23 protein-coding genes are annotated in these 24400 nt (G+C 67.3%); 9 read left to right on the forward strand and 14 right to left on the reverse strand.

Features of this window, described 5'->3' with window-relative positions; genetic code table 11:
* Positions 1 to 4: 4 nt before the first annotated feature.
* Together ABD683_RS15225 and ABD683_RS15230 are read right to left on the reverse strand one after the other, a co-directional pair.
* Positions 5 to 130 carry a hypothetical protein gene (locus tag ABD683_RS15225; protein WP_344770920.1) on the reverse strand — a complete coding sequence of 42 codons (126 nt, stop codon included), beginning with the start codon at positions 128 to 130 and terminating at the stop codon, positions 5 to 7.
* 37 nt (positions 131 to 167) lie between these two features.
* A complete protein-coding gene (locus ABD683_RS15230) occupies positions 168 to 2759 on the reverse strand; it encodes a DEAD/DEAH box helicase (protein ID WP_344770921.1) in 2592 nt (863 codons plus the stop codon).
* Between the two features lie 138 nt (positions 2760 to 2897).
* Between ABD683_RS15230 and ABD683_RS15235 the strand changes: the two genes are divergently transcribed.
* The 4 genes from ABD683_RS15235 to ABD683_RS15250 all read left to right on the forward strand — a co-directional run bounded on the left by ABD683_RS15235 (position 2898) and on the right by ABD683_RS15250 (position 6739).
* Entirely contained in the window at positions 2898 to 4013 is a 1116-nt protein-coding gene (locus ABD683_RS15235) for a serine hydrolase domain-containing protein (protein WP_344770922.1), read from the forward strand.
* Positions 4014 to 4041: 28 nt separating this feature from the next.
* Positions 4042 to 4860: a dioxygenase family protein gene (locus ABD683_RS15240; RefSeq protein ID WP_344770923.1), complete on the forward strand. Its 819-nt coding sequence runs from the start codon at positions 4042 to 4044 to the stop codon at positions 4858 to 4860.
* A 113-nt stretch (positions 4861 to 4973) separates the two neighbouring features.
* Positions 4974 to 5921 carry an EamA family transporter gene (locus ABD683_RS15245; RefSeq protein ID WP_344770924.1) on the forward strand — a complete coding sequence of 316 codons (948 nt, stop codon included), beginning with the start codon at positions 4974 to 4976 and terminating at the stop codon, positions 5919 to 5921.
* 41 nt (positions 5922 to 5962) lie between these two features.
* The gene (locus tag ABD683_RS15250) at positions 5963 to 6739 is read left to right on the forward strand and encodes an MBL fold metallo-hydrolase (protein WP_344770925.1); all 777 of its coding nucleotides are present in this window, start codon (positions 5963 to 5965) and stop codon (positions 6737 to 6739) included.
* A 2-nt stretch (positions 6740 to 6741) separates the two neighbouring features.
* On the opposite strand, the gene ABD683_RS15255 is transcribed toward ABD683_RS15250, so the two are convergent.
* Genes ABD683_RS15255 through ABD683_RS15265 form a run of 3 tightly spaced genes read right to left on the reverse strand, consistent with a single transcriptional unit; the run spans position 6742 to position 10301 of the window.
* Positions 6742 to 8337 carry a protein kinase domain-containing protein gene (locus ABD683_RS15255; RefSeq protein ID WP_344770926.1) on the reverse strand — a complete coding sequence of 532 codons (1596 nt, stop codon included), beginning with the start codon at positions 8335 to 8337 and terminating at the stop codon, positions 6742 to 6744.
* A gap of 49 nt (positions 8338 to 8386) precedes the next feature.
* Positions 8387 to 8773: a thioredoxin family protein gene (locus ABD683_RS15260; RefSeq protein ID WP_344770927.1), complete on the reverse strand. Its 387-nt coding sequence runs from the start codon at positions 8771 to 8773 to the stop codon at positions 8387 to 8389.
* A gap of 55 nt (positions 8774 to 8828) precedes the next feature.
* Positions 8829 to 10301, reverse strand: coding sequence for a protein kinase domain-containing protein (locus ABD683_RS15265; RefSeq protein WP_344770928.1), 1473 nt, complete (start codon positions 10299 to 10301; stop codon positions 8829 to 8831).
* A 52-nt stretch (positions 10302 to 10353) separates the two neighbouring features.
* On the opposite strand from ABD683_RS15265, the gene ABD683_RS15270 reads away from it, so the two are divergent.
* Both ABD683_RS15270 and ABD683_RS15275 read left to right on the forward strand, forming a co-directional pair.
* On the forward strand, positions 10354 to 11457 hold the full coding sequence (locus ABD683_RS15270) for a PQQ-dependent sugar dehydrogenase (RefSeq protein WP_344770929.1): 1104 nt from the start codon (positions 10354 to 10356) through the stop codon (positions 11455 to 11457).
* A gap of 71 nt (positions 11458 to 11528) precedes the next feature.
* A complete protein-coding gene (locus ABD683_RS15275; protein WP_344770930.1) occupies positions 11529 to 11699 on the forward strand; it encodes a hypothetical protein in 171 nt (56 codons plus the stop codon).
* 115 nt (positions 11700 to 11814) lie between these two features.
* On the opposite strand, the gene cspE is transcribed toward ABD683_RS15275, so the two are convergent.
* On the reverse strand, positions 11815 to 12018 hold the full coding sequence (cspE, locus tag ABD683_RS15280; RefSeq protein WP_056214575.1) for a transcription antiterminator/RNA stability regulator CspE: 204 nt from the start codon (positions 12016 to 12018) through the stop codon (positions 11815 to 11817).
* Between the two features lie 214 nt (positions 12019 to 12232).
* Positions 12233 to 12694, reverse strand: coding sequence for a CAP domain-containing protein (locus tag ABD683_RS15285; protein ID WP_344770931.1), 462 nt, complete (start codon positions 12692 to 12694; stop codon positions 12233 to 12235).
* Positions 12695 to 13085: 391 nt separating this feature from the next.
* Here ABD683_RS15285 and ABD683_RS15290 point away from each other — a divergent pair, with 391 nt between their 5' ends.
* A complete protein-coding gene (locus tag ABD683_RS15290) occupies positions 13086 to 15329 on the forward strand; it encodes an immune inhibitor A domain-containing protein (RefSeq protein WP_344770932.1) in 2244 nt (747 codons plus the stop codon).
* A gap of 69 nt (positions 15330 to 15398) precedes the next feature.
* Here ABD683_RS15290 and ABD683_RS15295 read toward each other — a convergent pair whose 3' ends face one another.
* The 4 genes from ABD683_RS15295 to ABD683_RS15310 all read right to left on the reverse strand — a co-directional run bounded on the left by ABD683_RS15295 (position 15399) and on the right by ABD683_RS15310 (position 19715).
* A complete protein-coding gene (locus tag ABD683_RS15295; protein WP_344770933.1) occupies positions 15399 to 16628 on the reverse strand; it encodes an APC family permease in 1230 nt (409 codons plus the stop codon).
* 167 nt (positions 16629 to 16795) lie between these two features.
* Positions 16796 to 17611: an exodeoxyribonuclease III gene (locus tag ABD683_RS15300; RefSeq protein ID WP_344770934.1), complete on the reverse strand. Its 816-nt coding sequence runs from the start codon at positions 17609 to 17611 to the stop codon at positions 16796 to 16798.
* Positions 17612 to 17653: 42 nt separating this feature from the next.
* Positions 17654 to 18046: a DUF1304 domain-containing protein gene (locus tag ABD683_RS15305; protein WP_344770935.1), complete on the reverse strand. Its 393-nt coding sequence runs from the start codon at positions 18044 to 18046 to the stop codon at positions 17654 to 17656.
* 16 nt (positions 18047 to 18062) lie between these two features.
* Complete coding sequence (locus ABD683_RS15310; protein ID WP_344770936.1) at positions 18063 to 19715, reverse strand: FAD-binding dehydrogenase; 1653 nt, start codon at positions 19713 to 19715, stop codon at positions 18063 to 18065.
* 144 nt (positions 19716 to 19859) lie between these two features.
* On the opposite strand from ABD683_RS15310, the gene ABD683_RS15315 reads away from it, so the two are divergent.
* The gene (locus ABD683_RS15315; RefSeq protein WP_344770937.1) at positions 19860 to 20348 is read left to right on the forward strand and encodes a hypothetical protein; all 489 of its coding nucleotides are present in this window, start codon (positions 19860 to 19862) and stop codon (positions 20346 to 20348) included.
* Positions 20349 to 20487: 139 nt separating this feature from the next.
* Here ABD683_RS15315 and ABD683_RS15320 read toward each other — a convergent pair whose 3' ends face one another.
* Positions 20488 to 21738 carry a geranylgeranyl reductase family protein gene (locus ABD683_RS15320; protein WP_344770938.1) on the reverse strand — a complete coding sequence of 417 codons (1251 nt, stop codon included), beginning with the start codon at positions 21736 to 21738 and terminating at the stop codon, positions 20488 to 20490.
* A 43-nt stretch (positions 21739 to 21781) separates the two neighbouring features.
* Between ABD683_RS15320 and ABD683_RS15325 the strand changes: the two genes are divergently transcribed.
* Positions 21782 to 22507, forward strand: a complete 726-nt coding sequence (locus ABD683_RS15325; RefSeq protein WP_344770939.1) for a queuosine precursor transporter — start codon at positions 21782 to 21784, stop codon at positions 22505 to 22507.
* Positions 22508 to 22559: 52 nt separating this feature from the next.
* On the opposite strand, the gene tgt is transcribed toward ABD683_RS15325, so the two are convergent.
* Both tgt and ABD683_RS15335 read right to left on the reverse strand, forming a co-directional pair.
* Positions 22560 to 23750, reverse strand: a complete 1191-nt coding sequence (gene tgt, locus ABD683_RS15330) for a tRNA guanosine(34) transglycosylase Tgt (protein WP_344770940.1) — start codon at positions 23748 to 23750, stop codon at positions 22560 to 22562.
* A gap of 4 nt (positions 23751 to 23754) precedes the next feature.
* Positions 23755 to 24399, reverse strand: a complete 645-nt coding sequence (locus tag ABD683_RS15335; protein WP_344771613.1) for a M50 family metallopeptidase — start codon at positions 24397 to 24399, stop codon at positions 23755 to 23757.
* Position 24400 lies beyond the last annotated feature (1 nt).

The raw sequence follows: 24400 nt of genomic DNA on the forward strand, positions 1-24400 counted from the left end.
TGGGTCAATAACCGGTGGTCCCGGGGCCGCCGCCTCCACCGCTGGTGCCCGCGATCAACGCGATGATCGCGATGACCACGGCAACGACGACGATCACGATCCAGACCGTACTGATCCCGCGTTCGTTCATGCCCTCAGTGTGCGCCCCACGGATGCGAACGCAACCGCTACCTGCGGAGCTGGACGAGCTTGGCGAGCTCGGCGTCCGACAGCTCGGTCAGCGCACCTTCGCCGCCGTTGACCACAGCATCGGCGAGTGACCGCTTGGACCGGATGAGCTCGTCGATCGACTCCTCGATCGTGCCCTCGCTGATCAGGCGGTGCACCTGCACGTTCTTGGTCTGCCCGATGCGGTGGGCACGATCGGTGGCCTGGTCCTCGACGGCGGGGTTCCACCAGCGATCGAAATGGATCACGTGATCGGCCTTCGTCAGGTTGAGACCGACGCCGGCCGCCTTGAGTGACAGCACGAACACCGGCACTTCGCCGCCCTGGAACTTGTGCACCATCTTCTCGCGGGCCTTGATCGTGGTGCCGCCGTGCAGGAACTGGTTCTTGATCTTCTTCTCGTCAAGGTGCCGCGTCAGCAGCCGGCCCATCTGCGCGTACTGGGTGAACACCAGCACCGCACCCTCCTCGGCCACGATCTCCTCGACCAGCTCGTCGAACACCTCGAGCTTGCCCGAGCGACCCGGCAGGCGGCCTTCGGCCTCCCGCAGGAAGTGCGCGGGATGGTTGCAGATCTGCTTGAGCTGGGTGAGCAGCTTGACCACCAGACCACGGCGCTGGATGCCCACCGCGGCCTCGATCTCGGCGAGCGTGCTGCGGACCACCGCCTCGTACAGGCCGACCTGCTCGCGGGTGAGGTTGACGGTGTGGTCGGTCTCGATCTTGGGCGGCAGCTCGGGCGCGATGCCGGGATCGGACTTGCGGCGCCGCAGCACGAACGGCCGGATCAGCTGCGACAGCCCGGCCGCCTTGCCCGTGTCACGCCGCGCCTCGATCGGTCGCGACCACTGGCCGCGGAACTGCTCGTACGTGCCCAGCAGCCCCGGCGTCGTCCAGTCGAGGATGGCCCAGAGCTCCGACAGGTTGTTCTCGACCGGGGTGCCGGTCAGCGCGAGCCGCGCCTCGGCCGGGATGGTGCGCAGCGCCTGCGCCGTACGGGCGCGCGGGTTCTTGACGTTCTGCGCCTCGTCGGCGACGACCAGGCCCCAGCCGGGGGAGTGGAACCGCAGGAAGTCGGCGTCGGCGCGCATCGTCGCGTACGTCGTCACGACGAACCCGTCCTTGACGCCATCGAGCCGGCGGCCGGCACCGTGATAGCGGCGCACGTTGATGCCGGGTGCGAACCGCTTGATCTCGCGCTCCCAGTTGCCCAGCACGGAGGCCGGGGCAACGACCAGCGTCGGTGCCGTGGTCGTACGGGCGCGCTGCAGGTGCAGGGCGATGAGCATGACGGTCTTGCCGAGCCCCATGTCGTCGGCGAGGATGCCGCCGAGCCCGAGGTCGACCAGCTGCGTCATCCATTGCAAGCCTTGCAGCTGGTATTCGCGCAGCGTGCCGTCGAGCTCGTGTGGCTGCTCGGCGGGCATGATGTCGCGGTCCTGGGTGGCGAGCTTGCGGCGGAGGTCCTCGAGCCAGCCGATCGTGTCGACCTCGGTGGTGAGCCCGTCGACGACGAGCGTGCCCGACACGGCAGCACGCAGCGCCTCGCCGGAGGTGATCGTGCGTTCGCCACGCTCCAGCACGCGCTGCAGGCGGCGCGGGTCGACGAACACCCACTGGTCGCGGAGCTTCAGCAACCCGGTCTGCGACTTGGCGAGCTGGTCGAGCTCGGCCTGGGTCAGCGTATTGTCGCCGAGCGCGATCTGCCAGTTGAAGCTGAACAGCTGGTCGGCGGCGAACGACCGCGGACGCTCCGAGCCCGGTGCCTCCTGCCGGCCCACGACGGCCTTGGTCTCGAGGGTGCGTACGAGGTCGGGCGGCCACCGTACGTCGATGTGGGCCGCCATCAGGTGCGAGACCGTCCGGCTGTCGCCGAGCAGCGCCAGCTCGTCGGCGGTGACGCGAACCGTGCCCGTGGAGATGTCGGCGAGCAGGCGTCGCGCCGGCAGCCAGGTCTCGGCGGTACGGGTCAGCGTCATCCGAGTCGCCTGGCGTACACCCGGCCCGAGGTGGTGGTTGTCGTTCGACCACACCTCGCTGGCGCGGGCGGCGCCGAACGAGCTGTCACGCGGCTTGATGCGCAGCTCGATCTCGGCGATCAGGTCGCGCCCGTTGTCCTGCGGCACCGACTCGTACAGGAAGCTCACCTCGAAGATGAACGCGAACAGTCGGTCCTTCTGGCGCGGCTGCGCGGCACGCGGTGAGACGTACGCCTGGCGCTGCGGCGTCGATGCCGCAGCGGGGGCGTCGACCGCAAGCGCCTTGAGGAATGCGGCGACCTTGGCGCCACCGCTCGGGATCGCCGAGGCGGCCTGCTGCAGCTGGGTCAGCTCTGAGGCCTCGGGTGCGCCGAGGTTGCCCTTGGCCATGATGCGCAGTGCGAGGATCGCCGGCGTTGCCCACGCGCGTACGGACGGGTCGGCCGACATGGCGCGAATGCCCTGGCTCAGCGGCCCGATCGACTCGCTGGCGGTGGCACGCTGCTCGCCGTCAGGTGTCCGGAAGACGAAGCGAGACTCCGCGGGATCCTCGTGTACCTCGAAATCGACCGGATAGCGCAACAACAGGCGCAAATCCGTTGAAGTGGGCATCCCTCCATTGTCCCGCACTCAGCCAAACGCTCCAAAACGAGGTGTCTTGGGGATGCGCTCGGAGTGACGTCACCCCCGCCTCGCTTCGCTCACGCTCGGCCGCGGGCGGCCTCACTGGCGGGCGATAGGTTCGGTCCCATGCGGATCGTGGCTGCTGTGCTGCTGGCGCTGCTCGGCGCGTGCTCGAGTGATCCCAGGCCGATTGAGCCTGCGCCCACCACGCAGACTCCGACGCCCAGCCCAACGCCGACGTTTGCCTACCCCGGCACGGAGTGGGCGAAGCAGCCACAGGGTGACTTCAGGGCCCAGGATCGCTATCTCGGCGGCGTCAGGTCGACGTGCTTCGCCGTGATCAAGGACGGCAAGCTCGCCCACGACGCGTACTGGGGCGGTACGGGCGAACGCTCGGCGCGACCCGCGTACAGCATCACCAAGTCCGTGACAGCGATCCTGGTCGGCATCGCCGCTGATGAGGGCAAATTGACACTCGACGACAAGGCCGTGAAGTACATCCCGCAATGGAACGGCCCGGTCTCCCGACTCGTGACGATCCGCGACCTGCTGTCCAACATCAGCGGCAGGCACTGGGACTACGACACCGACTACAGCCAGATGATCCGCCGAGCACCGGACAAGACCGCGTTCGCCATCGGACTCCGCCAGGACAACAAGCCCGGCACCAAATGGGACTACAACAACTCCGCCGTGCAGACGCTCGAGGCCGTGCTGGAGAAGGCCACCGGCGAGGATGTCGCTGCGTACGCCAGGAAGCGACTCCTCGATCCGATCGGCATGCGCGACACCACCTGGGCGCACGACAATGCCGGCAACACCACGACGTACTCCGGCATCGACTCGTCGTGCCACGACCTCGCCCGCATCGGCTACCTGATGATGCGTGGCGGCAGGTGGAACGGCCAGCAGCTCGTCAGCGAGGAGTTCACCAAGGAGGCGACGAGCACCTCGAGCCAGCTGAACGCCGCGTACGGGCTGCTCTGGTGGGTCAACAAGGCCGGCCACATCGTCACGATCGACCGCGCCGCCGGGTTCCCGCAGGACAAGCCGCCGTACGAGGGCCAGCTCGCTCCGGGCGCACCCGACGACACCTACTGGGCGCTCGGATATGGCAACGAGTACGTCATGGTGATCCCGTCCGAAGGCATCGTCGCCGTACGTATGGGATCGCGCCCCAACACCCCCGATCAGCTCACCTTCGAGTCGTTCGCCGCGGGCGTGCTGGATGGGCTACACTAGTTGAAGCATCAACTACCGAGGATGAGCCATGACGTCGTACTCCATCTCCGACATTGAGGCTCGGCTGACGCCGAGCGAGCTGATGCCGGTGTTGTTCGTCGGCCATGGCAACCCGATGAACGCGCTGGCCGACAACGCCTACACCCGCGAGTGGGCCCAGCTCGGCGAGAACCTGCCGCAAGCGCAAGCGATCGTGGTGATCAGCGCCCACTGGCTCACCCCGGGGCAGACGCACATCACCGACGCACCCAAGAACCCGATCATCTACGACTTCGGCGGCTTCCCGGCCGAGCTCTCGCGCGTGCAGTACGACAGCGTCGGCGACGCCGACGTCGCCAGGCTGCTGGCGAAGCAGCTCGTCGAGTACGAGGCCGAGCTCGACAAGCAGTGGGGACTCGACCACGGCACGTGGAGCGTGCTCGTCCACCTCGCACCCAAGCCGACGGTGCCGGTGCTGCAGATCAGCATCGACTATGCGATGCCGTTGCCCCAGCTCTACGAGCTCTACAGCCGGCTGCGCGCGATGCGTCGGCGCGGAGTGGTCTTCATCGGCAGCGGCAATATCGTCCACGCCCTTGGCCGGGTCAAGTGGGATGGGGGAGAGGCGTGGGACTGGGCGACGCAGTTCGACATCGACACCGCGGCAGCGCTGCGTGATCGTGACATCGCCAAGCTGACCGATCCGTACGGCTCATGGTCGGAGGCGCGCATTGCCGTGCCGACAGATGACCATTACCGACCGATGGTGGCCTCACTGAGCCTCCTCGAGCCCGGTGAGGACATCCGGTTCTTCAACGACACGATCGACATGGGATCGATCGGCATGAGGTCCTTCATCACCGTCTGACCCAACGTCGCGCCCGAGTGGCGGCATCTCGCGCCGAGCTGGCCGAAACCCGCGCGACGGCTGTCCGACCGCAGCCCTAGGCTGACACCAGTCGACGAGAGGACGCGCACGCCGTGGCAGCACCACGCACAGGGCTGGTCGCCCTTGCTCTCGTCATCGTCTACATCGTGTGGGGATCCACCTACCTCGGCATCCGTGTGGTGGTCGAGGAAGCGCCGCCGCTCACCTCGATGGGCATGCGTTATGGCCTGGCGGGGCTGCTGCTGGGCGCCTTCATCGCCGCTCGTCGCGGAGTCAAGGCCATTGCGTTGACCCGCAAGCAGGTCGTCGGCACTGCATTCCTCGGATTGTGCCTCCCGCTGCTCGGCAACGGCATGGTCTCGGTCGCCGAGGACCACGGCGCCACCTCGGGCTTCACCGCGTTGCTGATCGCCGTGGCACCGTTGGTCATCGTCATCTTCCGGGCGATCGAGCACGACATGCCCAACGCCCAGACGCTCGCCGGCGTCCTGCTCGGCTTCACGGGTCTGGCAGTCCTGGTGCTCCTCGGCCGAGGAGCGGGTGACTTCGCCCTCGGACCCGCGCTGCTCATCTTGTTCTCGTCGTCGTGCTGGGCGTTCGGCTCCTACGTCCAGCCGCGGCTCTGGCTGCCCGCCAACCCGTTTGTCGTCGCCGTCTGGGAGATGGTCTTCGGTGGGCTGATGATGGTGATCCTCGGCCTGTCGGTGGGGGAGTCGTTCACCTTCGACTACGCTCCCAAGACCTGGTTCGCCCTGTCCTACCTCGTGATCTTCGGCTCGGTAGTCGCGTTCACCGCGTACGTGTGGCTGGTCGCCAACGCACCGATCTCGCTCGTGGCGACCTACGCGTACGTCAACCCGGTGATCGCGGTGTTCCTTGGCTGGCTGATCCTCGACGAAAAGATCACCTGGCCGATCGCCGCGGGTGGTGCGATCGTCGTCGCCTCCGTGGCCCTGGTCATCACCTCGGAGCGCAAGCATCCGCCGGCCGCAGCGGCCCCGGCCGAACCTCCCGTCGTCGAACAGATTGCGAAGCAGTGAAGTCGCTGCGAATGCAGCAGTTCTTCACGTAGGTTCGCCGCATGACGGATGCGACCATCACCCACATCGGCGGTCCGACCGCGCTCATCGAGGTCGGTGGGTGGCGCATCCTCACCGACCCGACGTTCGACCCTCCTGGCAAGCGCTACTTCTTCGGCTGGGGCACCATGTCGCGCAAGCTCGTCGGCCCGTCGATCACACCCGACGACCTCGGCTCGATCGATGCCGTGCTCGTCAGCCACCACCATCACGGCGACAATCTCGACCCCAGCGCCCAGGCGCTTCTCCCGACGTGGGGCACCACCTACACGACCAGGAAGGCTGCCAAGAAGCTCGGCGGCAATTCGGTGGGCCTCGCCGCGTGGGAGACCACCACGATGGAGGCGCCCGGCAAGCTCGCCATCACGATCACCGCCACGCCGTGCCGCCACGGACCCGTGGGTAGCGACCCGATCACCGGTCCCGTCATCGGCTTCTCGCTCAGCTGGGACGGCCAGGAGCACGGCGAGCTCTGGGTCACCGGCGACACGGTCCTGTATGACGGGCTCCGTGATGTGGGCAAGAAGCTCAAGATCGGCACGATCCTGCTGCATCTCGGAGCCGTACGCTTCCGCTACCTCTCAGGCTGGTTCCGCTACACGATGGACGCCAAGGAAGGCGCGAAGCTCCTCGACGAGATCATTCCGACCACCGTCATACCTGTGCACTACGAGGGCTGGTCGCACTTCCAGCAGGGCCGCGAACAGGCCGAGCGCGACCTTGAGCGCCACCGCATCACCTGGCTCGACCCGGGTGAGACCACGACGGTCACGGTCTAGCGTCAGCCACCCGATGTGGTCGCCGAGGACGTCGCTGTGGGCGTCGGCTCACTGGGTGGGGGGTCCGACGGGTCCGGGTCAACAGGGGTGGGCGTCGTGTCCTCGTTCTGCTTGCCCTTGCCCTTGTCCTCCTTCTTGTCGTCGCTGTCGTCACCGCCGCCGGGACGTGCCACGGTGAGGATGACGGTCGCGCCGGGCCGCGCGTGGGTCGAAGGGTCGACGGCGATCACCGTGCCGGCCGGCTTGGACGATGTCTGCTCGTCGCGCTCGGGCTGGAGTCCGAGCGCCTCCAGGATCTTCGCCGCGTCGTCGTACGACGTGCCAAGCAGGTCCTGGGGGATGGCGACGAGGCCGGTGGCGACGCCCAGGTCGACGACGGTGCCCTCGTCGACGCGTGAGCCCGGATCGGGGGACTGCGTGACGACCACGCCGGCCTTGTAGCCTGCGGCATCGACGTCGTGGGTCTTGACCTTGAGACCCTTGGCGGCCAGCGTCGAGGCGGCCTCGACGCTCGTCATCTTGCGCACGTCGGGCACCTCGATGTCTCCCCGGGACACGTACATGAAGGCGAGGACCACGGCGGCGAGGGCGAGCACTGCCGAGCTGATCAAGACGGTGCGCCGCGAGCCGCGACGTCCGGGGGTCGCTTCCGCGATGGTCGCACCAGCCAGTGTCGTCGTCGTGGCCGCGCCTGCCGTCTCCGCACCACCGGCTGTGGTCGCTGCAGCCCCGGGTTGCGTCGCATCCGGAGCCGTCGCCCGGCCGAGATCGGTGGGCACGGTCGTCGCGAGAGCGCCGGCGATGGCCGCAACCTCGCTCGCGGAGGGGCGCTGAGCCGGGTCCTTCGCCAGGAGGCTCCCGATCATCGGCCCGATGCCGGACGACTGGATCTCGGCCGGCAGCTCAGGTGGCGGCGCCTGGATGTGCGCCAACGCCGTGGCGATGTCGGTCTCCCGATGGAACGGCGGGGTCCCGGTCAGACAGGTGAAGGCGACGATGCCGAGGGCATAGAGGTCGGACGCGTACGTCGCCTGCTTGCCCGCCGCCTGCTCCGGGCTCAGGTAGTCGGCGGTTCCCAGCAGGGCTCCCGTCTGCGTCAGCGGCTCCGCGTCGAGCGATCGAGCGATGCCGAAGTCGAGGATCATGACCCGGCCCGATGGCGTGATCATCACGTTTCCGGGCTTGAGGTCGCGATGGACGATGCCCGCCTCGTGCGCGGCGGCGAGGGCCTGCGCCATCTCCGTGACGATCGACATCGTCTCGCCGACCGGCAGCGCCACCCGCGACTTCAGCATCGCGGCGAGCGAGACGCCGTCGATGAGCGGCATCACGAGGTACGGCGTGGTCTGCCCCGACTCGTCCTCGTGCTCGCCGTAGTCGTAGACGTCGACGATGTTCTGATGGTGCAGGGAGCCCGCCAGGTGTGCCTCGGTACGAAGTCGTGTACGCACCGACTCGTCATCGGCGAGGTTCTCGCGGATCACCTTGACCGCGACGTCGCGATCAAGCAGCTCGTCGTGGGATCGCCAGACCTCACCCATCCCGCCGCCACCGATCAACGTGTCGAGGCGGTAGCGATCACCGAGAACTACGGGCATTCCCTCAACATAGGTCCGAACGCGGCGGATCTCCTGTTGAGCGAAAGGCTCAGGCTTCGGCTTGGGCGGCCTCTGCTGCTTCGGCCTCGGCGACCTTCTGGCGTACGTCGTCCATGTCGAGGCCCTTGACTGCCTGGATCACCTGCTCGAGGCCGGCGGCCGGGAGTGCTCCGGGCTGTGAGAACACGAGGATGCCGTCGCGGAACGCCATCAGCGTCGGAATCGACGAGATGCGGGCGGCGGCGGAGAGCTCACCCTCCGCCTCGGTGTCGATCTTGGCGAACACGACGTCAGGGTGCTGCTCGCTGGCAGCTTCGTAGACCGGGCCGAACTGCATGCACGGGCCACACCAGGAGGCCCACCAGTCGACCAACGTGATTCCGTCTGCGGAGACGGCCTCGTCGATGCTGTCCTTGGTCAGGTTGATCGTGCTCATGTCTGCCTTCCGTTGGGTGCATCCAGTTCAACAAACTGGCCCAAACGAAGATTCCCTAGTCGTTCTTGCGGCGCTTGCGGTCGTCACCGCTGTTGTCGTCATCGTCGTCGTTGTTGCCGAAGTCGAAGAACGAGTAGGCGACCGTGACGGCGATCGTGTCTCCGGGCTTGGCCAGGTCGGTGGGGCTGATCGAGAGCACGGTGTCGGAGTCGACGTCGTTGTTGAACTCTTGGCTCCGGGTGGCCTTGAGCCCCAGTGCCTCGAGCTCGGCGACGGCGTCGTCGTACGACTTGCCGACCAGGTCCTGGGGGATCGGGAAGAGTCCGGTCGCCACCGTGAGCTCGACGACGGCGTCCTTGTCGACCTCGGTGCCGGGTGCCACCGACTGCTTGACGACCTCGCCGGCCTTGTGGCCCACGAGGTTGGCCTCCTTGGTCTCGACCGTGAGCCCGGCACGGCCCAGCTCGGTCGCGGCCTGGACGCTGGTCATGGTCGTGACATCGGGGACCGCGATCGTGGTGGGGCGGGTGGCATACATCAGACCACCGATCACCAGGGCAGCCACCGCGACGAGCGCCGCGAGGACGAGCAGCAGGCGGCCGGTGCGACGACGTCGTTCGGGCGGTTCGACGCTGATCGTGGCGGTGTCGTCGCGCCGGATCGGCTGCAGGTCGGTGCGTGTCTGCTCGGTGCTGGACGACGACGTGGTCGGCACGCGCGTCGCCATGGTCGCGGCGATCGCGGCCACGTCGCCGGCGGACGGCCGGTGCGTCGGCTCCTTCGACAGCAGCGACCGGACCAGGGGTTCGGCTGTCGTCAGCTCGGGCGGCAGGGGAGGTACGGGCGTGTGCAGGTGCGCCAGGGCCGTGCCGACGTCGGTGTCGCGGTGGAACGGAGGAGCACCCGTCAGGCAGGTGTAGGCGACGACGCCGAGCGCATAGAGGTCGGACGCGTAGGTCGCCGGGTGGCCCGCGGCCTGCTCCGGGCTGAGGTAGTCGGCCGTGCCCACCAGCCCGCCGGCCTGGGTCAGCGACTCTCCGCCGGCTGACCGGGCGATGCCGAAGTCGAGGATCATCACGCGGCCCGACCCCGTCAGCATCACGTTGGCGGGCTTGAGGTCGCGGTGCACGATGCCGGACGCGTGTGCCGTCTCGAGCGCGCTGGCCATCTCGGCGACGATCGACATCGTCTCGCCGAGGGGGAGCGCGGTACGCGATGCCAGGACCTGCGACAGCGTCACGCCGTCGACGAGGGGCATCACGAGGTAGGGCGTCGTACGGCCGTCGGCACCGACGTGCTCGCCGTAGTCGAAGACGTCGACGATGCCCGGATGACGCAGCGAGCCCGCAAGCTTGGCCTCCATGCGGAGCCGCTCACGTACCGTGAAGTCGTCCGCGAGATGGGGCCGGATCACCTTGACCGCGACCGTGCGGTCGAGCACCGGATCGTGGGCCTTCCACACCTCGCCCATGCCGCCGTCGCCGATCAGAGCGTCCAGGCGATAGCGATCCGAGAGTGTTGCAGGCATTGCCTCAGCATAGTTCGTGGGGACGAGGACATGCCCTTTGGCCAAACCGGGCATGATCGACCGCATGATCGGACGTCGTACGTTCCTCACCGGCATTGCAGGTGCCGGGGCCCTTGCCCTGGCCGGCTGCGGCAGCGACGACAAGCCGGCACCGCCGAAAGCTCCGACGGCCACGACCTCGACGACTCCCACCACGATCAACCCGAAGGTCGCCTCGACCGTCGCGACGGGTCTCAATGTGCCGTGGGGCATCGCCTTCCTCGCCAGCGGGGCCGCGTACGTCTCGCAGCGTGATGATGGTTCGCTCCTGCGCATCGACCCCGACGGCACAGTCACCCCGCTCGGCGGCGTCGACGGCGCCGACGCGGCCACCAGCGAGGGCGGGCTGATGGGCATCGCGCTCGATCCCGACGACGAGTCCGTGCTGTACGCCTACATGAGCACCCGCTCCGACGACCGTCTCGTACGGCTCGCCGTCACCGGCGACGCGGTCGGCAAGCCCGAACCGCTCATCACCGGCGTACGGTCGGCCGCCAACCACCACGGCGGGCGGCTGGTGTTCGACGACAGCGGACACCTTTTCCTGGCGATCGGCGACGGTGCGGTGCCTGACGACGCGCAGGACAAAGGCAGCCTGAACGGCACGATCCTGCGGCTCGACAAGGAGGGCAAGCCGGCGTCGGGCAATCCGTTCGGCAACGAGGTCTGGTCCTACGGCCACCGCAACGTCGAAGGTCTCGCGTTCGACGCCGACGGTCGCCTCTGGGCCTCAGAGTTCGGCCAGGACGCGTTCGACGAGCTCAACCTCATCCAGAAGGGCGGCAACTACGGCTGGCCGCAGGTCGAAGGCACGTCCGACGACCCCGACTTCGTCACGCCCAAGGTCACCTGGCACACCGATGAGTGCTCACCGGCCGGAATCGCGATCACCCGGTCGACCGCGTTCATGGCGGGGCTTCGCGGCGAGTGCGTGTGGATGATCCCGCTCGACGGCGAGTCCGCCGGCAAGCCGGTGCGGCTCTTCGAGGGGGAGTACGGGCGCATCCGCGACGTGGTCGTGGCCCCGGACGAATCGCTGTGGGTCTCGACCAGCAACACCGACAGCCGCGGTCGACCCGACGACAAGGACGACCGCATCCTGCGCGTCACCCTTTGACCCACCACCGGCCGAAACTACCGACAAGTAAGGGTTTTGCCGGGGTCGAACATGAGGATATCCTCGCGTTCATGGATGAGTCTTCGTTCGACATCGACCCCGCACAGCTGCGCGAGGCCGCTCAGCGCTTCCCTGCACAGCGTCTGAGCGCTCTCGACGGACACCCCGACAGCGACGTGAGCTACATCGCCCGTGCTGCCGAGTTCGGTCGTCACGCCTGGGACGAGGGCGGGCACATCTAGCCAGCTTCCCCGCAATGCAAAACCCCCGGAGCAATGCTCCGGGGGTTTGTGCGTTCTGAAGATTTCAGAGCGGGCGGCAAGCCGTCCCCAAGCTCTCGCGAGCCTGTTGTCAGACCTACAGGGGCCGGATGTTGGCTGCCTGCAGGCCCTTCTGGCCCTGCTCGACGTCGAACTCGACCTTCTGGTTTTCGTTCAGCGAACGGTAGCCGCTCGACTGGATCGCGCTGAAGTGCGCGAACACGTCTTCGCTGCCGTCGTCGGGCGCGATGAATCCAAAGCCCTTGTCAGCGTTGAACCACTTGACGGTTCCTGTTGCCATTTCGTACTCCTCTTGGCGAGTTGCCTCCCACGACTTTCGCGGGCGGCTGTCGCGACGTACATCCAACCTTGAGAAGAACTCGGCACCCCGGGAGGAACTCATTCATTCGTACGGCCAACGTCGTGCAACTGAGCTCAACCCTAGGGCACCCCACGGGGGTGAAAGCAAGCATTTCTCGTCATGTGATCGAACGGTCAATGAACGTCATCCCGTGTTAACGGAACGTGCCAAAGACCTGTGACACCCACCAACGACCGTACTTGTCCTGATACGCACCGACGCCGATCACGCGATATCCCGAGTTGAGGATGTTGGCCTTGTGACCCGCCGAACGCATCCACGCGGCCACCGTCAACGGTCCCGTCTGGTAGCCCCAGGCGATGTTCTCGCCGACGGCCCTGAGGCCGCAGAAGCTCATGATCGGGCGCATCGCCTGGTGTCGCAGCGTGCGGTTGATCGCCATCCATCGGGCGTGCGACTCGGCGAACTTGTCGACGCAGGCGTGCGGCGTCAGCTTGACGCGCTTGTACAGGGCGCGCTGCTGGTTGGTCGACGAGATGACCTGGGCCTCGAACGTGTCGGACGGGCTGATCACCACGGCGTTGGACTGTGCGGGCAGCGCGACCAGCGCGCTCCCCGCCATGACCAGGGTGGCCATGACTGTACGGATCTTCATAAGGGCTCCCTCCCTTGTGGCGAACGTACGCATGCGGGGGAGCCGAATTCGTGATCAGTTGGGACTAGTCAGTCCAGGACAAAGAACTAGTTCTTTATAACTAGTCACCACCTAAGTCAAGACTGCATATCCACCTGAAAATTGCCTAAGTTGAGGGCGTTGTGCCAACGCACACCCCACAAGGGTGTGCGCATCCATCAGTCGGACAACCGTCCGGCCACCATCAAGTTGCAAGGGGAGAACAGTGAAGCGTGTGACCTCAGGCCTCCTGGGCCTAGGACTCGCAGCCTCCCTCGGATTCGCATATGCGTCTCCGAGTTCTGCGTCGTCCGCACCACCCGTCTCAGGCAGCGACCATGCCCAGCAGAGAACCGATGAGCTCTCCAGCCCGATGGAGGACAAGCGTCGCGCCCTGCGCGAGTCGGCGATCACCGGCGTCCTCAACGGTGACCTCCAGACCAAGGAGATCAACGGCAGCACCGTCGTCAAGGTCGGCAAGGGCACGAGCCCGGCCGATGCCGCTGCTCTCGCCAACAAGAAGGCCCGCAAGACCTTCCGGGCCAAGCCCGGCAGTGCGACGCAGGACCAGTACGTCGAGCTCTCCCAGGAGCGCGCCGACAAGATCTTCGTGATCCTTGCCGAGTTCGGCAACCAGCGTCACCCGGACTACCCGGACGTCGACACCGATCCCGACACGCCTGGTCCGACGACGTTCGAAGGCCCCTTGCACAACAGCATCCCCGAGCCCGACCGCACCAAGGACAACTCGACGGTCTGGCAGGCTGACTTCAACCAGCAGCACTACCAAGACCTGTACTTCAAGAACTCGCCGGGCGCGGAGTCGCTGCGTACCTACTATGAGGCTCAGTCCTCGGGTCGCTACACCGCAGACGGTGAGGTCTCCGATTGGGTGAAGGTGCCCTACAACGAGGCTCGCTACGGACGCGAGGACTCCGGCACCTGGTACCTCATCCAGGACGCGGTCACCGCGTGGATCGCCGACCAGCACGAGGCCGGCCAGACCGATGCGCAGATCAAGACCGCGCTGCAGGCGTACGACAAGTACGACCGCTACGACTACGACGGTGACGGCGACTTCAACGAGCCCGACGGCTACATCGACCACTTCCAGATCGTCCACGCAGGTGGCGACGAGGCGGACGGCGACCCGCAGCAGGGTGAGGACGCGATCTGGTCGCACCGTTGGAACGCGTTCCTGACCGACGCCGGCATCACGGGCCCGGACTACAACCGTCTCGGCGGCACCCAGATCGGTGACACCGGCATCTGGATCTCCGACTACACGGTTCAGCCCGAGAACGGCGGCCTGTCGGTCTTCGTCCACGAGTACGGCCACGACCTCGGCCTGCCGGACGCGTACGCGATCGCTGGTGGTGGCGACAACTCCAACGAGTACTGGACCCTGATGGCCCAGAGCCGCCTCAACGCCAAGGGCGAGCCGCTCGGCACGCGCCCCGGCGACATCGGCGCGTGGGAGAAGCTGCAGCTCGGCTGGCTCGACTACGAGGTGCTGAGCACCCACCAGAAGAAGACCATCGACATGGGCCCGCAGGAGTACAACACCAAGAAGGCCCAAGGCGCCGTCGTGGTGCTCCCCAAGAAACAGGTCACCAAGGACAACGGTGCACCGGCATCGGGGGAGAAGCAGTTCTTCTCAGGTTCAGGCGATGACCTGGCCAACTCGATGACGACGGATGTCGACCTCACCGGCAAGACCGGTGGCGTGCTGACGGCCAAGGTCCGCTACGAGATCGAGGAAGGTTACGACTACGCCTACATCCAGGCCTCGACCGACGGTGGAGCCAACTGGACGTCGCTGGACGGCACGATCAATGGCACAGCCATTGGCGATGACACGTCCGGACGACCCGGCATCGACGGTGAGCAGGCCGACTGGGCTGACCTCAGCGTCCCGCTGAGCGCGTACGACGGCCAGAAGATCAAGCTGCGCATCTACTACAAGACCGACGGCGGACTCGCGCTCGCTGGCCTCTACGCAGATGACATCAAGGTGACGGCCGGTGCCGAGACACTCGTCGACGACGGCGCAGAGGGCACCTCGGTGTTCGCGCTCGACGGGTTCAAGATCCTCGGTGCGACGACGAGTCAGCTGTTCGACAACTACTACGTCATGGGTCACCGCTCCTACGTGTCCTACGACAAGTACCTGCAGACCGGCCCCTACAACTTCGGCTTCACCAACACGAAGCCGGACTGGGTCGAGCACTACAAGTACGGCCACGGACTGCTGATCTCCTACTGGGACACGTCGATGGGTGACAACAACACGAGCCTGCACCCGGGCTCGGGACGCAACCTGCCGATCGACGCCAACCCGACGCCGATCATCAACCTTGCAACTGGTGCACCGTGGCGCGCGAGGATCCAGATGTACGACGCGCCGTTCTCGTTGCACAAGGCCGACTCGATGACGCTGCACACCAACGGTGTCGCCAGCTACATCCGCGGTCAAGCGGCCAAGCCGCTCTTCGACGACACCAAGAAGTATTGGTTCGCTGAGCTCCCCAACCATGGCGTGAAGCTGCCTGCAGCCGGCGTCAAGGTCCGGGTGCTCTCGGAGGACGGAACCAGTCTGAAGGTCAGGTTCAACTGACCCTCACCACGGTCGGGGGCCGCGCATCAGGGGGTGCGCGGTCCCCTTCAGCTCCGCGATGTCAGGAGTTCAGGGGGTTCTTGAACCGCGGGCGACAGTACGGATCACGTAGGTGATCACGCCGATGCCGAGCACGACGCATCCCGCGCCGATGGTCGGCATCGGCACGTTCAGGGCAAGCACGCCACAGCCGATCAGCCCGAGCACGGGTGTGGTCCGGTGCCACGGCGACGTCGACAGCGTCCACGCCGACGCATTGGTGATGGCGTAGTAGAGCAGCACGCAGAACGACGAGAACGCGATGCTGGTGCTGAGGTTGCCGAGGAGCACCAGCGCGATGACGAGCGCGCCGACGAACAGCTCGGCATGACGGGGCACGTGTTCGCTCACCCGGGCCAGGGCGCGGGGGAGGTGCCGGTCGCGCGCCATGGCGAGCGTCGTACGGGACACGCCGAGCGTCAACGACAGCAGGGCGCCGGCAGCAGAGACCACGACGACCACCTGGAGGACGCGTGCTAGTCCTGGCTGGCCGACGGACTCGGCGGCATCGACGAAGGGCCGGGCCGAGTCGGCGAGTGCCTCGCCGCCGAGGGCATGAAGCAGGGCGAGGGCGGCGACGGCGTACACGATGCCCACGAGGACCAGCGAGAGAGCCATCGCCCGCGGGATCGTACGGCGTGGGTCGCGCACTTCCTCACCCAGCGTCGCGAGCCGGGCGTAGCCGGCGAACGCGAAGAACAGCAGCGCCGCACCGTGCAGCACACCACCGGCGGTCGGGTCGGCGACGTCTTCGGCCGGGGCTTTCGCCGACGACAGGAGCACGGTCGCGGTGACTGCGACGACGGTCACGACCACCGCGACGACCACGACCGCGACGAACGCGGACTTCTCGACGCCCGCGAGATTGATCGCGACGACCGCCGCCACGGCGATGACCGCAAGGGCCTGCGCGTGCTCGGGTGCGACATAGGTGCCGATGGCGTAGGCCATCGCGGCGCAGGAGGCCAGCTTGCCGGCGATGAAGGCCCAGCCGGCGAGATAGCCCCAGAACGGTCCGAGGCGCTCGCGACCGTAGACGTACGTGCCACCCGCGCTGGGGTAGCGGGCGGCGAGCCGAGCCGACGATGCCGCGTTGCACGCCGCGACCACGGCAGCGATCGCCAACGCGATCAACACATCGTCACCGGCAGCCGCGGTCGCCGGCCCGAAGGCCACGAACAGGCCCGCACCGATCATGGCGCTCATCCCGATCGCGACGGATCCGGTGAGTCCGAGACGTCGATCCAGGGCGCCGTTCATGGCTAGGACATCCCTCCCAATTCGATGGTCAGCTCGCGCGGCCCCGCATCCCGCCTGGCGGCGTTGTCGTCGGTCGACGGCCAACCCCGGGCCGCCTCCCTCCTGTGCCTTGCCAGCCGGGCGCGGATGCCCCGCTCCCTGATCGGCCACCACTGGAGAGGCATGCCCTAGAGGTCGTAGTCGACGACGAGGGGGGCGTGGTCGGACCAGCGCTCGGCCCAGCTGATCGCCCGGTCGACGGTCGCCGTACGCGCCGCCGCCGCGAGCTCAGGCGTGGCGATCTGGTAGTCGATGCGCCAGCCGGTGTCGGTGTCGAACGCCTGGCCGCGCATCGACCACCACGTGTAGGGGCCGTCGACGTCGCCGGCGAGGCGGCGGTGCACGTCGACCCAGCCGAGCTCGTCGAAGAAGCGGTCGAAGTAGGCGCGCTCCTCGGGCAGAAACCCGGCCTTCTTGACGTTGCCCTTCCAGTTGCGGATGTCGCGCTCGGTGTGGCCGACGTTGAGGTCGCCGGTGAGCAGGCCGTGGCTGCCGGAGTCACGGATCTGCTCGAGGCGTACGTGCATCTGGTCGAAGAACCGCAGCTTTTCGACCTGGCGGGGTGTGCCGGCCTCGCCGGAGTGGGCATAGGCGGAGATCGCCGTGAGCGTGGACCCGTCGGCCAGTGGGATGTCGGACTCGATCCAGCGTCCGGAATCGTCGAAGTAGTCGTCGCCGTTGCCGATGCGTACGGCAGACGGCTCGGTGCGGCTCAGCACTGCGACCCCCGCGCGTCCCTTGGCAGCCGCCTCGGCGTGCACGACGTGGTAGCCGGACTCCGCGGTGAGCTCGTGCACGATCGCGTCGGGTGCGCGAACCTCCTGCAGCGTCACGATGTCGGCGCCGCGGCCGGCCAGCCATTCGGCCATGCCGCTCGTCTGCCCGCGGTTCTTGTTGTAGGCGGCACGGATGCCGTTGATGTTGACGGTGGCGATACGGAGCACGCAGCAACCCTATGCAGGGAGGCCGACAGATCGACGTCCGGCCTAGTTGGCGGCGATCAGCGCCGCAACCACGGCGACGAGCGCGGGTCCACCCTGGATCGCGGCGGCGCGTGCGTACGACCTGCCCGTGGAGATGAGCACGAGCGACGCCGCGAGCATGCTGGCGCAGGCGAAGATGATGAGCGTCCAGCCGATGTCGTCGTGCGTGTCGGAGAACAGCACCAGGTCGATGCCGACGTTGGCGCCGATCGCGAGAAACAGGTTGTAGAACCCCTGGTTGTACGCCAGCGATGCCGTGGTGTCGGCGTCAGCCTGTGACGCGAGGCCGAACGTCTTCCACGTCGTGGGCTTCCTCCACGCGATCGACTCGAGGTAGAAGAAGAACACGTGCAGCACGGTGGCAATGCCGGCGAAGATCACGGCAACAGCAGTCATGGATGGAGCCTAAGCCTTAGGCCGTCTGCTTGGCGGCTGCTCGGCCGGCGGCGCGGCCGCTGAAGATGCAACCGCCGAGGAACGTGCCCTCCAGCGAGTTGTAGCCGTGTACGCCACCGCCTCCGAAGCCGGCGACCTCGCCCGCGGCATACAGGCCGTCGACGGGTGAACCGTCCGTGCCGATCACGGCGGAGTCGAGGTTGGTCTCGAGGCCGCCCAGCGACTTGCGGGTCAGCACGTGCAGTCGTACGGCGATCAGCGGGCCCTTCTTGGGGTCGAGGATCTTGTGCGGCGTCGCCACGCGGATCAGCTTGTCCCCGCGGTACGCCCGCGCCTGGCGCATTGCGGCGATCTGCAGGTCCTTGGTGAACTCGTTGTCGAGCTCGCGGTCGCGCTCGGTGACCTGGCGGCGTACGTCGTCAAGGTCGAGCGGCGCCTCGGGCGTCAGCTCGTTCATGCCGGCGACGAGCCCCTCGATCGTGTCGGCGACGACGAAGTCCTCGCCCTTGTCCTTGAACGCCTCGACCGGGCTCGTGGCTCCCTTGGAGAGTCGCTCCTTGAGCAGCGTCCTGACGCTCTTGCCAGTGAGATCGGGATTCTGCTCCTGGCCGGAGAGGGCGAACTCCTTCTCGATGATCGCCTGGCTGAGCACGAACCACGAGTGATCGTGTCCGCTCTGCCGCAGCAGCTTGAGCGTGCCAAGGGTGTCGAAGCCCGGCAGTCCCGGGATTGGCAGGCGCTGCCCGCCACCGTCGAGCCAGATCGACGACGGTCCGGGCAGGATGCGGATGCCGTGCATGGGCCAGATCGGGTCCCAGTTCTTGATGCCCTCGACGTAGTGCCACATACGGTCGCGGTTGATGTGGCTCGCGCCGGCCCTCTCGGCGATCTCCAGCATGCGGCCGTCGACGTGCGCGGGGACGCCGGAGATCATGTGCTTCGGCGGGGTGCCGAGGCGGTCGGGCCAGTTCTTGCGTACGAGCTCGTGGTTGCCGCCGATGCCACCCGACGTGACGATCACCGCCTGGGCGCTCAGCGTGAACTCGCCGATCGACGTACGGGATGTGGGTGCTGCTCGTTCCGCGTTGTCGGGCTCGAGCACCGAGCCACGTACGCCTGTGACGGCGCCGTCGGCGACGATCAGCTCGTCGACCTGGTGGCGGAACGCGAACTGCACGAGACCGTTCTCGTGGCCCTCGCGGACGATCTTTTCGAACGGCTCGACGATGCCGGGGCCGGTGCCCCACGTGATGTGGAAGCGGGGGACGGAGTTGCCGTGACCGCCGGCGAGTCCTCCGCCGCGCTCGGCCCAGCCGACGACGGGGAACACGCTGTGGCCACGCTCCTTGAGCCACGAGCGCTTCTCACCCGCGGCGAAGTTGACGTACGCCTCGGCCCACAGGCGCGGCCACTTGTCCTCGTCGCGGTCGAACTGTGCGCTGCCCATCCAGTCCTGCATCGCCAGCTCGACGGAGTCCTTGATGCCCATGCGGCGCTGCTGCGGGGAGTCGACGAAGAACAATCCGCCGAACGACCAGAACGCCTGACCGCCGATGCCCTGCTCGCCCTCCTGGTCGACCACGATCACCTTGCGGCCCGCCTCGACGAGCTCCGCGGTGGCAACCAGCCCGGCCAGCCCGGCCCCGACGACGATCACATCTGCATCCATGCCCGAGATTGTGTCCTACGCGCGGGCAGTACCAGCATGCGGGACGGGCGACGCGCTAGGTAATTACCGCGTGAAATGTCTGTCCGGAGGCGCGTTTGAGGTCTAGATTCAAAGCGTCAAACTTCATCGTTGGGAGAAAAACACATGGCCGTGGACTTCAAGTCTTTGGGCAAGAACGATCAAGGAGCCCTGATCTCGGGCGCGCTCGCCGTGATCTTCACCTTCATCGGTTCCTACATCACCGTCAGCGTCAAGGTCTCGAGCATCAGCTCGTCAGCCGGGCACAACGCCTGGGATGGTTGGAGCACCCTGGGGTCGCTCCTTCTCATCGCCGCACTGGCACTGGTCGCGATCCGCATCTTCGCGAAGGACACCCTCCCCGCGGGCGTCCCGTGGAATCTCGTCACGTTTGCCGCGGCAGCGCTCGGCACCGTCATCATCGTGCTCAAGGGCCTGACGTTCGGCGCCCCGGACGGCATCCCGAGCGCAGCGGTCGACGCCGGCATGGGTTGGTCGGGTTGGGTCCTGTCCATCCTCGCCATCGTGTTCACCGTCTTCACGGCTCTGTTGTTCAAGGAGTCCGGCGAGGAGATCCCGGAGATCAACAAGAAGGACACCCCGCCTGCGGCGTGACCTCTTCAGCACCGAACGAAAGGCCCGACTCCGGTCGGGCCTTTCGTCATTGCCTCGACGTTGGAGCGGTGAGTTGGCGTCCACCGAAAGGGGTCAGGTGGACGCCAAGTCACCGCTCACGCTTCGGACGGCGCGGGTGTCAGGACGTGAAGGGCGGACGGTTGTCGAGGCGTACGGACTGGCGGCCGGCCCAGCGCCAGAGGCGGGCCGTGAAGTCGCGGTCCTCGTCGGTGACGAAGTTGCCCATGACGCGCAATGCGAACGTCATCAAGGTGTGCGAGCGCATGCCGATCGGGCCAGCAGTCGGCAGCAGGTGCGGCACCGTGATGAGGCCGGCCAGGCGGCGGGCGATCGAGAACGCCTCGCCGTAGTGGTGCGTCAGCAGCGCGGGCCAGGCGTCCTGGACGTCGGTCTGTGCCCTCATCAGCTCAGCGCCGACACGGCCGGTCTCCATGCCGTAGTCGATGCCCTCGCCGTTGAGCGGGTTGACGCAGCCGGCCGCATCGCCGATGAGGATCCAGTTGGGACCCGCAACGCCGGACACGGCGCCGCCCATCGGCAGCAGCGCGCTGGTCGGCATACGGAGCTCACCGCTGAGGTCCCACTCCTCACGGCGGAGCGTGGCGTAGTACTCCATCAGCGGGCGGATCTGCAGGTCAGCGGGCCTCTTGGAGGTCGCGAGCGCGCCGACGCCGAGGTTCACCTCGCCGTCCGAGAGCGGGAAGATCCAGCCATATCCCGGGAGCAGCTCGCCCTCCTCGCCACGCAGCTCGAGGTGCGACGAGATCCACGGATCGTCGCTGCGCCCCGACTTCACGTACGAGCGGCCCGCGACTCCGTACGCGGTGTCGCGATGCCACTCGCGGCCCAGGACGCGGCCGAGCGGTGAACGTACGCCGTCAGCGACGATCAACCGGTCGCAGGCGATCGTGTGGGGAGTCTTGTCCTTGCCGAGGTGAAACGTCACCGAGATGACCTTGCCGCTGGCATCGCGCTCGGCGTCGACAGCACGGGCGCCCTCGAACGGGGTGGCACCAGCCTCGACGGCGACGCGGAAGATCTTGTCGTCGAGCTCGGTACGCGGGACGGCCGAACCGTAGTCGGGCAGCGATCCGCCGGGCCAGGGGAGCAGCAGCTCCTGGCCGAAGCCGGCGGCGCGGAGTCCGCGGTTGGTGCCGTGGCTGCGTACCCATTCACCCAGGCCCAGGCGTTCCATCTCGGCGATGGCGCGCGGCGTGAGCCCGTCGCCGCAGGTCTTGTCGCGCGGGAACGTCGCCGCGTCGGCGAGAACTGTCTCCATGCCGAAGCGGGAGGTCCACGCGGCGGCGGCTGCGCCTGCGGGCCCAGCACCGACGACGAGCACGTCGGTACGGGTGGGCAAGGCGCTCATGTCGCAATTCTCCCATCGGCACGGTGACTGGCACGATGGACCCATGAGTTCACAGGCAACCTCACCAAAACCTGAAGCCGAGATCCACTACGCCTCACGGGGATCGTCATACTTCGACATCCTCCTTGCGGTGTTCTGCGTCGTGCTGGTCGTGTCCAACATCGCCGCGACCAAGGGCACGCAGTTCTTCTCCGGTGACGTGTCGATCGGTCCGGTACAGGTCATCCCGGTCTTCTCCGACGGCGGCGCGGTGCTGTTCCCGCTGGCCTACATCATCGGCGACGTCATCTCCGAGGTGTACGGGCTGCGCGCGGCTCGGCGCGCGATCATCGTCGGCTTCGGCACGGCTCTGATGGCGTTTGCCACCTTCCTGGTCGTCATCCAGCTGCCGAGTGCGTCGTTCTACGAGAACCAGGAGGCGTTCGAGAGTGTCGTCTGGTCCGGCGTGCAGATCGTCGCGGCATCGTTGGTCGCGTACGTCGTGGGTCAGTTCCTCAACTCGTACGTGCTGGTCCGCATGAAGGCCCGCACCGCCGAGCCCGGGCTGTGGCGCCGGCTCGCCGGTTCGACCGGCGTCGGCGAGGCGGCTGACACGTTCATCTTCTGCGCCATCGCCGCGTCGGCGATCGGCATCTCGACCGGTGGCGACTTCGTCAACTACTTCGTCGTCGGCTTCATCTTCAAGTGCGCCGTCGAGCTGCTCGTCATGCCGCTGACGATGGTCGTCATCCGCTTCCTCAAGGACCGCGAAGCGTCCTACTGGGCCTAGATTGCGCGCCAGTGAGGCCCGCCTCACGCTCGCTCCGCTCCCTGGCGAGCGACTACGTGTAGAACCTGGCCAGCCAGTCGGCCTTGAAGTCCTTGAAGGTGCCGTCGTCGATCGCGTCGCGCATCTGGTCGACGAGCCTGACGATGAACCGTTCATTGTGGATCGTCGCCAGCGTCGAGCCTGCCATCTCGCGGGTCTTGATGAGGTGGTGGAGGTACGCGCGCGTGTAGTGCGTGCAGGTGTAGCAGTCGCAGTCGTCGTCGATCGGGATGAACTCACGCTTCGAGGCGGCCCACGTGAGGTTGAAGTGCCCCGTCGGGGTGTAGACGCGGCCGGACCGTGCGACGCGGGACGGGTTGACGCAGTCGAACGTGTCACATCCGGCCTCGACCCCGGTGAACAGGTCGTCGGGCTCGCCGATGCCGAGCAGGTGGCGCGGCTTGTCGACCGGCAGCTCCTCGTTGACCCAGCTGACGATCGTGCCGAGCCGCTCCTTCTCGATTGCACCGCCGACCCCGAACCCGTCGAAGCCGAGCGCCACCAGGCCGCGGGCGGCCGTACGGCGGAGGTCCTCGTGCTGCGCGCCCTGCACCACCCCGAACAGCGCCTGGTGGGGCTTGCCTGCGCGTGACTCGGTGAGGCGCTCGTGCTCGGTGACGCAGCGCTCGGCCCACGCCTGCGTACGGGCGATCGACTGCTCCTGGTAGCCCCGGGTGTTCATCAGCGTCGTGAGCTCGTCGAACGCGAACATGATGTCGGCGCCGAGCTGGTGCTGGATCTGCATCGACACCTCAGGGGTGAACCGGTGCCTGGTGCCATCGACGTGCGACTTGAACGTGACACCGTCGTCGTCGACCTTGGCGAGCCGGTCCTTGCCGGGCGCGATGACGTCGTCGGCCTCGACTCCGGTGGCATCCATCGACAGCGTCTTCTTGAACCCGGCACCGAGCGACAGCACCTGGAAACCGCCCGAGTCGGTGAACGTCGGACCGGGCCAGTTCATGAACGCGCCGAGACCGCCCGCCTCGTCGATGATGTCGGCGCCGGGCTGCAGATAGAGGTGGTAGGCGTTCGCCAGCAGCGCCTGGGCGCCGAGCTCGGCCATCGACTCGGGCAGCACTCCCTTGACCGTGGCGCGGGTGCCGACCGGGATGAACGCCGGGGTGCGGATCTCGCCGTGCGGCGTGGTGATCGTGCCGGTACGTCCGAGGGCGCCCTCGAGCTCCTTGCCGACCGTGAACACCTGACTATCCAACCAGCCATACGGCGGTGCCGAGCGCGCCCCCGGTGAGCAGCAGGAAGAGCAGGTTCCACACCGCGGCGGGCAGGTGCGTGAGCCGGGCGAGCACGTCGGCGTCGCTCGTACGAGAGCGGACGCGGCGGCGGTGCGACCACAGGTCGAGCACCGTGCGGGGAGCGGCGATCAGCAGGAACCACGCGAATGTCAGCGCGGCGAAGTCCTGCACGCGGTGATCGGCCTTCCACACCAGCGCAGCGACGGCGACGCCGCTGATGCCGACGACGAGCAGGCCGAACCAGTTGCGGATGAACACCAGCATCAGCGCCAGCACGCCGAGACCGACGTACAAGGCGATGCCGGTCTCGTCAGCGCGTACGAGCACCACCGACACGAGGCCCAGCGCGGCCGGTGCGAGGTAGCCCGCCGCGGCGGTCGCGATCATGCCCGGGCCGCGAGGGCGTCCGGTCGACAGCGTCAGCCCGGAGGTGTCGGTGTGCAGCCGGATCGCATTGAGGCGACGACCCGTGAGCACCGCGACGATCGCATGGCCGGCCTCGTGCACGAGCGTCACGAGGTGCCGGGTGAACCGCCACGCGGGCGGAGCGACGGTCAGCGCAAGGGCCAGGGCCGCTGCCGCCCACGTGGTGTCCAGG

Origin of the sequence: Aeromicrobium panaciterrae (genome assembly GCF_039537165.1) — a bacterium.
In the GTDB taxonomy this organism is placed as follows: Bacteria; Actinomycetota; Actinomycetes; order Propionibacteriales; family Nocardioidaceae; genus Aeromicrobium; species Aeromicrobium panaciterrae.